Origin of the sequence: Bacteroides sp. AF25-5LB, assembly GCF_003602965.1 — a bacterium.
Taxonomy (GTDB): domain Bacteria; phylum Bacteroidota; class Bacteroidia; order Bacteroidales; family Bacteroidaceae; genus Bacteroides; species Bacteroides uniformis.
Map to the genome: position 1 here is coordinate 17,978 of NZ_QTMC01000002.1, position 12,810 is coordinate 30,787.

Sequence of the window (12,810 nt, forward strand, 5' to 3'; positions counted from 1 at the left end):
AACACTAATGTCCTTAATCCCTTATCCTTAACTCTTCTCTAATCAAGTTTTACCGGCCAATGCGTATCATCCCTATTACCGCTCACATCTTTTGTCTGTAGCAAGCCGCCTTCTTCCGAATAGAACAATTGATACTCTGCATTTCCCTTTTCAACTTCAATGACAAACTGCATAGGCACTACCGGATACTCCAAAAGAACAATCTCCTCTATCTTCCAACCGGCATACTCACTGGCGCTGAAAGAGGTCTGTACTGTTCCCGGAAGATTATTCCAAAGCAATTCGGTTTCCGTCAGTTGCCATTCCGCCTGATTATTGAACCATACATCCTTTTCCTGCCCATCCACTTTACAATCTGCAACGAAATAGCCCCCTTTCTGTTCCCATTCCACATGGATTGCGGAAGGGTATTTGGACTTCAATGCTTGTGACATTGCTTCGGGCACTTTGACATCATCCTTGTCGTCATCATCACTGCATGCACCAAGTGCCAAGGCGGCGATGAACATCATCGCCAACATTTGAATCTTCATTCTCATCATTTCTCTATAAAGTTTAGGTTAATAGTTACTGGAGAATCAATCGTCCATGCTGACGAACTTTCCCTTTTTGTTGAACTTCAAAGAGTAGTCATTACCCAATTCAATTTCCACACCGGTACGTCCACGTTCGATTTTAGTAATAATCTCTCTCGGGAAGTTAGCCTTCACATACTCCTTTACCGGAACCGGAATCAATGCTTCGGGAACAGCGGACTTCTTGCAATCCACTTCCAACCAATTTCCTTTCTTGTCGAAGTCTATTTCCGTACGGTCTGTCAACAGCACTTCATATTTTTTAGTCTGCAATATTTCACTTTCAATCTTGATGTGTGAAATGTGCGGTTTCGAGAAATACTGGTTGATAAAATTGCGTGCCGTCAGCGGAAGCTGCTTGGTATCCTGAGTGATGACATCACCGGCAAAGGCAAACTGAACAGCTACAAGAGCCAACACAAGAATAGACAATACTTTCTTCATAATCGTTATTTTTTAATGTTACTAATAAATTTCATATTATTCACACTGCAAATAACGGTAGAGAATTAGGAAAGATTTGGGAATAACCGCAGTTAACAGTAAATTTTACTTTCTTTAACCAGACGGAAGGTATGCATACCGTCCTGCCATTCATACGTGAGCTTCAATGAAGACGACAACGCAATGGAACGCGCTATGGCAAGCCCCAGTCCGGTGGAGTCTTTCTTGCCATCCATGCCATGATAGAAACGCCGGAACAACTTCTCTCCATCCAAAGGAACATCACCCGTATTCTTTATGACCAGCGAAGTTGGAGTGGTAAGTACCTGCAACTCTCCCCCTTCCCTATTGTGCAGCAACGAATTCTTCACCAGATTGGAAACCAGTATTTGCGCCAGCGAATGGTTGCAACGGATAATAAAAGGCTGCTCCTCCCGTTTTCGTATCAGTCTCACCTGCTTATGTTCATAGATATCCATCAAGTCGGGCAAGAGTTCATCCAATATCTCATCCACCGAGACATCCTCCATCTCGGTATACTGCCCGTTCTCTATACGGGAAAGCAACAGCAGGGACTTGTTCAGTTTTACGGCACGCCCCAGCGTGGCATATATCTCGTCCAGCTGCTCCATTTGCTGTTCCGTCATCCCTTCACTCTCAGCCAGCAGTTCCACTTTTCCCCTCACGATGGCAAGCGGTGTCTGCAACTCATGCGAGGCATTCTCGATGAACTGCTTCTGCTCCTCGTATGCCTTGTAGCTGCGGTTGCCCATATCCAATGCAGCATCGCTCAGCTGGCGGAACTCCCGTATCTTCGTCGGGTTGTCCAATGGAGGCACCTCCTTGCCGGGCTGAATGCAGTGCAGCCAGTCAAGCAACCTATGTAACGGACGGAACACTCCCTTCAGCACCAACTGGATGCCGATGGAAGTACAGATGAGAAACAGCAGGAACAGCGCTCCCAGATACCAAAGCATAGCCTCCACCATGTCATCCCGCTCCAAAATGGAAATCATCAGTTTCAACTCATAATATTGCCCGTCGGGCATACGGAAAGCGGTACACATGACACGTACCGGTTCGTCTTCATCCTCCAGTTCGATATAAACCGTAGCATCATAGAACACTTGTCTGTAATGCCGCCCTTCCTCTTCGGATATAGGAGTGAACTTATAGAAAGACATCAACGAGCCTTCCGTTTCGAGTATCGAGGGGTCGTGAAGCGCACTCTCCATCAATATCTCACCGTAATTCTCCAACGTATCGTCCGTCTCATCCACCACCTCGTCAATGATTGCGTAATAGAACAGCACACCCCACACTGCCATCAACAGAAACAGCAGCAATGCAAGTTTGCGGTAGGTGTAGCTCAGCAGCTTCATCGTTCGGAGAGTTTGTAGCCGAATCCATAGACAGCCTTTAATTCTATGGTAGCCTCAGCTTGTTTCAATTTCTTACGCAGATTCTTCACTTGCGAGTAGATAAAATCCAACGAATCCGCCTGGTCTATATTGTCTCCCCACACCGACTCGGCAAGGCTCATTTTATTGATGACCCGGCCGGGGTTGACTACAAAATAATAAAGCAGGTCGAACTCCTTGCGGTTCAGCTGCAAGGGTTTTCCGTTTATCTCTACCTGCCGTTTGTCGGGGTAGAGCAAAAGGTTTCCAAGGGTGACGGTCACATCTCCCTTCGCCTGCCGCCGACGTATCAATGACTTGACACGTGCATTGAGTTCTGCCAGATGGAAAGGCTTTGTAAGGTAATCGTCGGCTCCCAGTTCCAGCCCGTCCACCTTGTCGTCCAGCGAGTCTTTTGCCGAGATTATAAGCACACTGTCACTGCGGTGCAGCCGTTTCAGCTCACGCAGCAAGTCCAGACCGCTCCCGCCAGGCAACATGATATCCAGCAGAATGCAGTCGTAATCGTAGTCATTGATTTTATCCAATGCCGAAAAATAGTCGGCAGCGGTCTCTACAACAAACTTTTCTTTCAAGAGCGAAGTGCGGATGGTTTCCCGCAAATCTTGCTCATCTTCTACAATCAGGATTTTCATACCGGCAAAGATGGTCTATAAAACTGGAAACAATCTGGAAAACTATCCACTAATCAATGCTGTCTGTCTGATAATCCTCCATCAGTTCTTCTTTTGCCATGGAGATTTTCCCGTCAGCCGTAATGGTCAGTCTGATGGGAACATAAAGGTCGGATTGCGGATAGCAGACGCTGGCCGCGTATATGATTCCTTGCGGAGTGGTCTTGTCATAGACCAGCCCCTCAAGAATAGAGTACTTCATGAACTTGGCATCCACCAACGAAGCAAAATTATCTTTGGTGAACACTTTATCCACCACCTGCTTCCCGCCGCACGTGATGCGCAAGGTGATACGGTTATCCACAAATTTCTCCCCCTGCTCGTTTTTCACTATCGGCAGAGATTCATCCGGCCGGCGCACTACAGAAGACTGATACTCTTTTCCCTTATACGTAAAGGATGTTTTTACATCAGACACCTGCATGCGCTGTGGGCCGGCAATTTCTGTACTATCCTGCATCAATACCTGCGTACCGTCTTTCTTATTCTTGTCTTGCGACGAACAAGCAGTGAAGAAGATGACCGATGCACACACTAAAATATAGACTATATTCTTCATCGTTCTGTTTTTTAGTAGTTGACCGGACAAAAATAGTACAAATTGAATGCAATAGAAAATTTATTTTCTTTTAGATTCCATTTTTGCTTTTCTATCCTGCACTTTCTTGCTGTATGCAGCATATTGTTCTTCCGTCATAATCTTCTGGAGTTGTGAGTCATAAGCAATACGGGCAGTCTTCATCTCTTCACGCTTCTTTTCCATCTCCGCTTTTTTCTGCGCGCGTTGCTCATCCGTCAATTGATGGCGCTTACCATCTCTCTTATGATGCTTGTGTGCTTTGGCACGATGCATCGGCATATCTCCCATTTTCTCAACCAATGCCAGATTTGCCTCCAGCAGTTGTTGTTTCTGCGTATCGTTCAAGGAGTACTCTTTCACCATCCGTTCCGTCATGCGCTCGGCACGGACTTTCGGTTCGGGCATTTTATCACTGTGGCGGGCATGTTGTGCCATTGCCATGCCACCCATTAGGAAGGCGGCCATCCATATCAGAACTATTCTTTTCATCATTTTTCTCTTTTTTTAATTAATACCTTATGTTAGTTATACCTATTGTGTTGCAACGTATCTATGACAAAAACAAAAGCGGGAAGTTTAACCTCAACTTCCCGCTTTAACATAATAAATGAGGTTGAAAAGAATATTAAGGTTCGTCCAGATACTGTACGATAAGACTCACCTGCTTCGGCATGAATGTCCGTGTCCTTACATTGTACCCGGTATGCGCCAAGGCTTCATACAGTTCATGATTCCGTTTTATCCACCGCGTCAGGGTGCGGATGGCGCAACGTGCAGTAGCATTGGGGCAATAGAGGCATGCCAAATCTTTCTTTTTATAAGTCGTGATACGAAAGCCATTTTCTGTTTCCATAGCAGTTTGTCTGATTTTTTAATGATTAATGTAAAGATACGATATTCAAAAGGCGAAGTCAAGTATTTCAAGGAGAATATGAACCTTTTTCTGAGAAAGTTCATATTCTCCTTATTTACAGAATGTTTATCCTAACGGATTTTCTCCCTGGTCGCCATCGGAACCGCCGCCATCCGGATTTGGTTTGGAGCTACCCCCACTAGAAACGGTGCCGTTGCCCGACCAATCCATCTTCTCTACACTGGCACGGGTCAGCATATCCTTAAAGTAGAAGCCCGGAGTGAAGATAATCTTGCGGCGATAAATCGTGCTTGCCTTCACATCTTCCAGCTTGTCCTGGCTCTTGGCGTTGATGCCGGGACGGAAACAGCCGAACTCACCCAGCTGTACCGAAAATCCCTTGTTGATATCCATATTCAAGGTGTCGATCAATCCGTCCAGCACCAGCTTCACCACACCGCGAGGCGCCATGCCTATCTTGGAAACCTCGTCGCATAAATCCTTAAAACCTACCACACCCAAAGTTTTCATCTGCGCCACGTACTTTTCCGTTTTTGTCTCGTCAAAACCGAATACTCTCTTTTTTACTTCATAATTCAAAGCCATAGTTTTTTAATTTTAAGTTGATTAATAAAAATCGGTCTTGTTCGCTCGTCAGTCTGCAAAACCAGTTTCTTTGTGACCACGATGCAAAGATACAACGGGCAGAAAACGGGGTGGTGCTTTAACGGAGGTTTAAGGAGGTTAAAGGAGGTTTAACCTATATTATTCACGGCAGTTATCGGGAGTCAAGGCTTCGCCCGGAGTTATCGGAAGTTAGAAGCCGATAGTTTGGCAAATGAACCAAGAAGGTTAAACCGTAAAACTCAAAAGTTCACGTACGGATGTAAACTCTCGAAATCCCCAATGACGAGGAGGAAACAATACAGACTTCAAGGGGACAAACTGTTTGCTTCCTATCAAATAAGAAGGTTTGACCAGTTTCATCACAATTCTTACATCATCATCGGCAATTTGCTTTCCCTCCCGATGAGGAAGATCCTTGCGATACATCACCGAACAGAAGTCTATCTGATAAATGTCACGTATCTGCCCTTTAATCACAGGCACAAAATAATCATATTTCTGGAAATTCAATAGTCCTAATTTATTAGAAGGAGTAATCTTTCCAAAATAATATTCTATTTCGTTTTCCCGGTTCCGGAACTTGTCATAATATTCACGTTCTCCATTTTCAAAGACAGTAACCGCCAAGATATTCCCGACTTTCTCTATCGTTAGGCTTGTCCCCTTATGCGACTTTACATCTTGAAGGATTTGTACCGTAGGTTGTTCCCAAATCAGCGAACGCAGAAACCGTTCCAGCAAATGTGCGCTCCCCTCATTGTTAGGGCAAAGCGGAAAAGCACCGATATTCACTTTTTCAATGGAACGATAAAAGTTGGCATTTTCCACATCCTCATCCTTTCCATTTCCCGGGAAAAGTATATAACCTCCCAACACCTCTTTCTTGATAGGAAGCCCTTCTTGTTTTGGATCATAATAAAGAGCATCTCTATAACGATGCATCTGATTGATAGCATCATCAGGCGGAACATCCACTCCATCTATATCCGTATCCCCAATCCGATACTTTGCATCGAAAAGGTAAGTCAGCTTGAATCCGTTTTCTACATCACGTCTCGTCAACTGAAGCACGATATCCGGTTTCTGTGGCACGGTGAACGAATAAGTATGGTCTATTGATGTTTCCGTCGAACTTTTTCCAAGTACTTCCCTCGGATTATAAATCACTTCGGCAAGCTCGACCAAATCTCCTTCTGATGTTCTACGTGAAAAGACAACCTTCGACTTCTGCCCCTTTGCCAATGAATAAGTGAAATGTTTGTTCAATTCCATACGGCTTTGATTGTCAACCACAACCTTCTCCCCCCCCAAGAGTTGCTGCACAAGATTTTTAACCTCTATAAAACACCATATCTCATACAAGGTTGCGATATCTTTCAGTTCCAGGCTCCGTATTCCTTCTTCCAAATCATAACTACAAGTCAATAACAGCCAATCACGATAAACCTGCGAATATCCTGTTCCTTGTTTCAAGACAAGAGATTCTTGGTTCATGCCCTTAAAAGCACCTACCGTCCTGAAGAAGGGATGATATACCAAACGTTTCAATTCCTCTTCCGTATCTGCCAAGCCTTCTATAAACTTCCCATTGGAGTCCATCGGATAGTTTGCCATTATCCGTTCCTTCAAAGAGACAAACTTCTGCATCACAAAACGAACGGCATATTTCAAAAAGCGATTTTCAAAAGTATCAACACTCATGGTCGACACTTCCGTCCGATATAAATGTCCCGACTCCTGACGATGCTCCACCAACTGCATTTCCAGTTTCGGTGTGAGTCGCTTCAATTTATCGGCACGCAAATATACTTCTTCGCATACTATCCTGTTACGGGGGCTATCCACCACAATTTTCACAGCACGGACAAATTCTTCGTTAACTTCCCGGAATAAATTCCACCAGATTATATCGGGTGTTTCTCCTTGTTGTTTTTCCGAAAAAGAATGGTGAGTACGCCTAAAGAAGTCTAAGGACAGCATGCGATATTCAGCCTCTATATCAGCAATAATATGTTTCAAATCACTGTGATAATCCAATTTTATGGCCAATACATCATAACCGAACGAGAAGATATTTCTTACCCCCTCTCGCAGCCGATATGCAATCTTCAAGTCTGCCCGGCCAATATCATTGCCATAGTTGATGTGTCCATAAAGCACTTGCGCATCCTCATTGAAACAGAAGCCATCGCTTACTTTTCTTAACGGAGTGTCTATGCAAGCCTCCGTCACTTGTTTCTTGAAATGAATCCAATACTGATAATCCGTATTTTCAAAGAAAACGGAAGGGACATACGCTCCTTTTTCTATGGAAATCCCACGAAAAGTCAAAACCGCTTTATCTCCATCCCATATATAATAGGACAACAAAGCTTCTGAATCTTGTTCCACACGCATGCATTCCGCCGCTTTCCTGTAAATCCTATCATAAGAATTACAAGAGACCAACAGTTCAAAATCTTCGTGTACCAACTTCAGAAGTGCCTCCATTTCATCAGCTCCAGAAAGTGCAATAATAAGTATTGTCCAGTTTACGCTTCATTTCTTTTAGCTTACATAGAGATACGGACTCTTTATCCCAGTCGTTGTAGATAGATTTCTCATTATCCGAAGCGTCAAAATCTTGATAAACTTTTTCCAACGATTGTTTTATTTGAGTAGCAAGATCGTCCAAAACACAGCCGGTCTGCTTCAAATTCATCAATTTATTCTTGTCACCTTCAATCCGGCTTAAAACTTTCATCAAAGTCATCTCATCCAAAGCTCTAATCATCCTGTAACACACATCGTTACCCTCATATTGAAGATTGGCCAGCACGTAGAGGATAAACTCATTACGCGTCCGGTATGCCACTTTAAAAGGTGTTCCCTCAAGTGTACCATTGATCTCTGTCAAATAAGAAATCACATGGTCACAGATAATCTGGTTCGCCTCATATACATCCATAGCCTCTACTGCATTAGGTAAAATAATTTCGGAAGCAATAGGAGCCACTCGGCAATCCTTTTTAGTCAGTCCTCCGGAAAAATCCACCTTGTTCATCTCGATAGTCATGGCACGGTCCAAGACTTTACGAGAAAAGCTAAAGGTTGTTTCGTCCATATTTACTGTCCCCATCACAATCAGATTGGGTGGCAATGCAATACCTTCCGTACGAAACTGCTCTCTCAATCGAGCTTCACGTTCCTTGTTTTTTTCCACAGACTTGCCGTTTATTTTCCAATCTTTTCCGAAGAGATCATTCATCATGATATCCCCCACCCATGTATTTCCTTTTTTTCCATAATTATTCAGAGGCGGTAACAATGAATCGGAAATAATTCTTCCATTGTTCAATTTACGGGTTTCAAGCACACTCAGATACTCTGCAAAATATTGCTCTACCGGAGCCAGGTTCATTTCATCCAAACACAAAAAGAAAGGAGTCTCCTCAAAATACCAGGCTTTTGCAAGGAAACGCAAGAAATCGGTAAGCACATATTCTGTTTCCCCAGAGATTCTTGTCTCATAGCCCAGTAACTCTGTTGAATCATGCCAATTGGGACGCACCTGTATCATCTCATAATTATACGGCTTTTTAACCTCATCCGGATTCTCACCTCCGGTAGCATAAGCCAATTGACGAACAATACGAGATTTTCCTGTACCCGAAATGCCGGCAAGAAGAATGAAGGGTTTGGATTTAATGGCTGTGATATAAGGACGGAATTGAGCTATTATTGATGAAAGCGGTAAAACATCAGTCTCCAAAACTACATTTTCTAAATCCCCCATTTCCATACGTAAAGAATACTCCCCTTTTTCATCTTTCAGAAAACTTAAAGTCGTATTATTTTCGACCAGATAGTTACGTAAAGAAAAGGTCCCCTTTTTCAAGCCATTCAGATAAATCCGTCCATCAAGGCGATACAGTAAATTCACATCGTATCTCTGTATCTCAGAAGCACCAAAAAACTCCTCTATTGGATTATATAAAGAAGCAAACATCCCTGTCGAGAATGTTATTTTCATAGACTCCTGCGAAGACGACCTATAAAGTGGCAGATGCATCACGATATAGCTCAAGCATCTCAAGAAGTCCTCTTTATACAGATTAAAACTAACAGAAATTTCATCACCTCTCGAAAGAGGTTTATCTACCAAGAAATTCAAAATTACATTGGAAAGATTCAAACTTGTCTCTCCAGACTTTTTAGGAGACAATTTAAATCCGGCATCTTGTGAATGTATCTGTTTTATAACTTTATCCATCTCTACAACATTATTTCCTGTCCAACATTAAAAATATTTGGCCGCACAGCATATTTTATTAAATTTACCGATGTAGATAACTGAGATATTTCCGCACCAAATATATTTTGCTTTGCCAATATTGCATCTGCATATGATGAAATTTCATGGTATATGCAAAGTTTTTTCTGCTCATTCGACATATCAAATACACGATACACCTGGTAAGTATCACGCCCGTACTCCGATATGAAACGAATCTCACCATCACTAAAAACAATAGGTTGATTACAATCAAATTGAGTTGATTTAACATCTACATGCAAAGCGGCCGATGAATCGGAGCTAACAATAAAATCAAAAGGCAACCCCGATTCCCGACTCGCATTCATCCATAGGTATGACTTTATATGTCCGGCCGCACACTCTTTATCAAAATATTCATTAATCAGCTCTTCGCCGGCCCTTCCTGTTTGACAGAAATACTTATTAGCTTTCTCGATATCTTTCGGTTTATATTCATGTACTCCTCTACCAGTTTGTGCCACAACCTCCAAATCTTTCTGCAAATCAACGCTAACCCTGTTCACTTTGTCTTCAATATACTGCAAGATAGCTGCAAAAGCAGGATGGGATTCATCTAATATTTTATCATTATCAGAAATATAAGAATGTAATCTATGATAATCCTCCGAATTAGCATTTAAAAGAATAAAAACCAATTCTTCACTTTCCAAGCCGAACCAAAGTAAATACCAATCCGCACCTGTATCCGCGGAAGCAAATTCCCTTATTCTTTTTACTACTGACTCTTCAGACCCACCAATTCTAATCTTAGGACTACGGAATGTTCCATCTGGATTTTCTATTCGATCAAAATAACACTTAATGATATCACAATAGCCATCGCATATAAGCATAGCCGTAGAAACGACATCCACATCAGGGAGAAAATTAAGTACTCCCTCATATAAGCCTATATGGGTTTGATGGCTTGTGCCTATACCCAAGTCAGCAGCTGTAAGTTTCTTGAAACCGATATGGCATTCTGCATTTATTTTAAAGAACATAATTATTGGATGATTTTATTAGTAATCAAATAAAATAGTACAGCATATATAGTATTTACACTTACAGCATTGCCGGCCTGTTTATAAAGAGCTCCGTCAGCAACGCCCATAGCTGAAGCTTTTGCTGCAAAATCCTCAGGAAATCCCTGTAACAACATAGCTTCTTTAGGCGTCAATTTACGAATAGGCAAACGAGCCTGCTCGTCTTTGCTCAAATTAATCGCTTGATTCACGGCACCATCTGAGGCTATAAAATCCAGACTATAATAATTGTCTTGACATGCCCGATGCATCTTATGCATTGAAGCTGTTAGCGGGCGCGCTATCAATTGGTTTATCTCTGATTTCGATTTAAACCCGGCAGATCCATCAGCCAATAACGTTGGTTTGATTCTTTCAGAAAGCATGTATTTGTCTGGTACATTTTTTTCTAGGATACCTATTACAGTGTCACTTTGTCGGACACTCATCCTCGACTTATTAAATTCAAAACATTCTTTAACGGCCTTAGATGAAAAAATAAAATTATTAGGCAATGGTTCTAATGTTGCAAAAATCAATACACGATTTCTGGTTTGGGGAAGACAGAAATCCTGAGTATTAAAAATATCATACACTACATTGTACCCTGCCGCTTTAAGCTCTTCAACAATACGAGTAAAGGTACGTCTTTTATCATGTGTATAAAGGTTCTTTACATTTTCCAGCAATATGTATGGTGGATGTTTAACACGGACAATATCCATAATACGAAAAAACATCAATCCCCGTTCGTCATCAAAGCCTCGTTGATGTCCCATCATACTAAAAGTCTGACACGGAAAACCACCTGTCAACAAATCAAAATTCGGCAGTTTTCCGATTCTTTCAACAGATTCTGTAAAATGAACAATATCCCCCATTACCACCTCATTTTCCGTATCGTAATTGGCACAATAGGTCTGAACAGCCTTTCTATCTATCTCAGAATATCCCACATGCTTAAATCGTGCAATCTTATCCCTGCCAAGAATATCCATAGCAGTACGGAATCCGCCAATGCCGGCAAAAAGTTCTATATGTTGCAGTGTACGACGTATAATCATTTCACAAACTTCATTATTCCCCGTCCAATAGCTTCTGCTAATTTGACAGGTACAGCATTTCCTATTTGTGCATACCACGAATTCTGTGCTCCACAGAAAACAAAATCATCCGGAAAAGTCTGAATTCTGGCAGCCTCCCGTGGACTGAGTCCTCTTGCTTCTCTTGGGTGGATATACATATTACAATCATATTTCATATGCGACGTTATTGTTTTGCAAACCTGTGTCTCATCCAATTTAAAATATTTATCTTTAAACATATGGTTTCTATTACTGTAAGGCATAATGTCCCTTATCGACTCGTGCAATGAATTAGCACCTTGTGGAAGCCTGCGATAAATTTCAATATCACGCGGATTATTATATCTATTCTTATGGTTATAGAGTTTTTTTACGACCCTGTCCCCATTAATAAAATGATAAAAGGAAGTGTCAGGGTATTCGAAATTTCGTTCTGTGTATCCAGACTCTTCCGATTCTAATTCTCCTTGGTTTTTCATTTTGCGAGATTGTAGGCATGGCAACCCTTCCAGAGCATCACGAAGCACAAATGGCTCACGCCTAAAACAATCTATCTGATTAAAAATCATGCCTGGCTTAATACCTATACGGTTTCCTATCATAATGAAACGTTCACGATTTTGAGGAACTCCAAAATCTTTTGCATTAAGCAAACGATAATCAAACAAGTATTCATCACCTAAATACTCTATAAAATTATCTTTAATTTCATCTATCTTACTCGCCATTCCTTTCACGTTCTCCATTATGAAAAACTGCGGACGCGTATATGACAAAAATTGCAAATATGCCTTATATAATTGATTTCTTGGATCATCAATAATCCGCTGCCTGTTCGCCATTGAAAATCCTTGACACGGAGGTCCTCCACAAACAAGAGTGATAGGCTTCTCCGGATTAAGTATTATATCTCTATAGGTTTCAATGTTGGCATTCAACCCGTTAATATCCCCAATATAATAATTACCTGCCTCCAATTGATGATTAGCCAGATAAGTAGCAGCAAAAGTAGGTACTATCTCATTGAAAAACACGACTTCAAAACCTGCATTTTCTAAACCTAAACTTAATCCGCCACATCCTGCAAATAAATCTATAAACTTAGAATGTTTCATTTTTATGATCTTTCCACTTTTTATGAGAATATTATAAAAAATATTCTTTCTCCGTTTAATGGGCAAAGATAGTAAAAAGCAAGCAACCTTACTTGCGGTCCACTTCTTATTTAA

The 12,810-nt window shown here is 41.7% G+C and carries 13 protein-coding genes; all 13 read right to left on the reverse strand.

Annotated features, from left to right (window positions below):
• Positions 1–38 precede the first annotated feature (38 nt).
• The 13 genes from DWY57_RS02250 to DWY57_RS02310 all read right to left on the reverse strand — a co-directional run bounded on the left by DWY57_RS02250 (position 39) and on the right by DWY57_RS02310 (position 12,696).
• Complete coding sequence (locus DWY57_RS02250; protein ID WP_005831695.1) at positions 39–542, reverse strand: PepSY-like domain-containing protein; 504 nt, start codon at positions 540–542, stop codon at positions 39–41.
• A gap of 36 nt (positions 543–578) precedes the next feature.
• Positions 579–1,019: a PepSY-like domain-containing protein gene (locus DWY57_RS02255; RefSeq protein ID WP_005831697.1), complete on the reverse strand. Its 441-nt coding sequence runs from the start codon at positions 1,017–1,019 to the stop codon at positions 579–581.
• Between the two features lie 92 nt (positions 1,020–1,111).
• Positions 1,112–2,401, reverse strand: a complete 1,290-nt coding sequence (locus DWY57_RS02260) for a HAMP domain-containing sensor histidine kinase (RefSeq protein WP_025833705.1) — start codon at positions 2,399–2,401, stop codon at positions 1,112–1,114.
• Positions 2,398–3,075: a response regulator transcription factor gene (locus DWY57_RS02265; RefSeq protein ID WP_016272776.1), complete on the reverse strand. Its 678-nt coding sequence runs from the start codon at positions 3,073–3,075 to the stop codon at positions 2,398–2,400. Before DWY57_RS02265 ends, DWY57_RS02260 begins: the two co-directional genes overlap by 4 nt.
• Positions 3,076–3,124: 49 nt before the next feature.
• Complete coding sequence (locus DWY57_RS02270) at positions 3,125–3,673, reverse strand: DUF4738 domain-containing protein (protein WP_005831701.1); 549 nt, start codon at positions 3,671–3,673, stop codon at positions 3,125–3,127.
• 60 nt (positions 3,674–3,733) lie between these two features.
• Positions 3,734–4,183 (reverse strand): DUF4890 domain-containing protein, encoded by a 450-nt coding sequence (locus DWY57_RS02275; RefSeq protein WP_016272777.1) that lies wholly within the window; start codon positions 4,181–4,183, stop codon positions 3,734–3,736.
• A gap of 136 nt (positions 4,184–4,319) precedes the next feature.
• Positions 4,320–4,547: a DUF4248 domain-containing protein gene (locus DWY57_RS02280; protein ID WP_005831704.1), complete on the reverse strand. Its 228-nt coding sequence runs from the start codon at positions 4,545–4,547 to the stop codon at positions 4,320–4,322.
• Positions 4,548–4,673: 126 nt separating this feature from the next.
• Entirely contained in the window at positions 4,674–5,153 is a 480-nt protein-coding gene (locus tag DWY57_RS02285) for an HU family DNA-binding protein (RefSeq protein WP_119961286.1), read from the reverse strand.
• Positions 5,154–5,399: 246 nt separating this feature from the next.
• On the reverse strand, positions 5,400–7,664 hold the full coding sequence (locus DWY57_RS02290) for a restriction endonuclease-like protein (RefSeq protein WP_119961287.1): 2,265 nt from the start codon (positions 7,662–7,664) through the stop codon (positions 5,400–5,402).
• Positions 7,665–7,668: 4 nt separating this feature from the next.
• Positions 7,669–9,426 carry an AAA family ATPase gene (locus DWY57_RS02295; protein WP_087331937.1) on the reverse strand — a complete coding sequence of 586 codons (1,758 nt, stop codon included), beginning with the start codon at positions 9,424–9,426 and terminating at the stop codon, positions 7,669–7,671.
• 2 nt (positions 9,427–9,428) lie between these two features.
• Positions 9,429–10,475 carry a DUF3883 domain-containing protein gene (locus DWY57_RS02300; RefSeq protein ID WP_057089729.1) on the reverse strand — a complete coding sequence of 349 codons (1,047 nt, stop codon included), beginning with the start codon at positions 10,473–10,475 and terminating at the stop codon, positions 9,429–9,431.
• 2 nt (positions 10,476–10,477) lie between these two features.
• Positions 10,478–11,560, reverse strand: coding sequence for a DNA cytosine methyltransferase (locus DWY57_RS02305; RefSeq protein ID WP_229068171.1), 1,083 nt, complete (start codon positions 11,558–11,560; stop codon positions 10,478–10,480).
• Positions 11,557–12,696 (reverse strand): DNA cytosine methyltransferase, encoded by a 1,140-nt coding sequence (locus DWY57_RS02310; RefSeq protein ID WP_057089728.1) that lies wholly within the window; start codon positions 12,694–12,696, stop codon positions 11,557–11,559. Before DWY57_RS02310 ends, DWY57_RS02305 begins: the two co-directional genes overlap by 4 nt.
• Positions 12,697–12,810 lie beyond the last annotated feature (114 nt).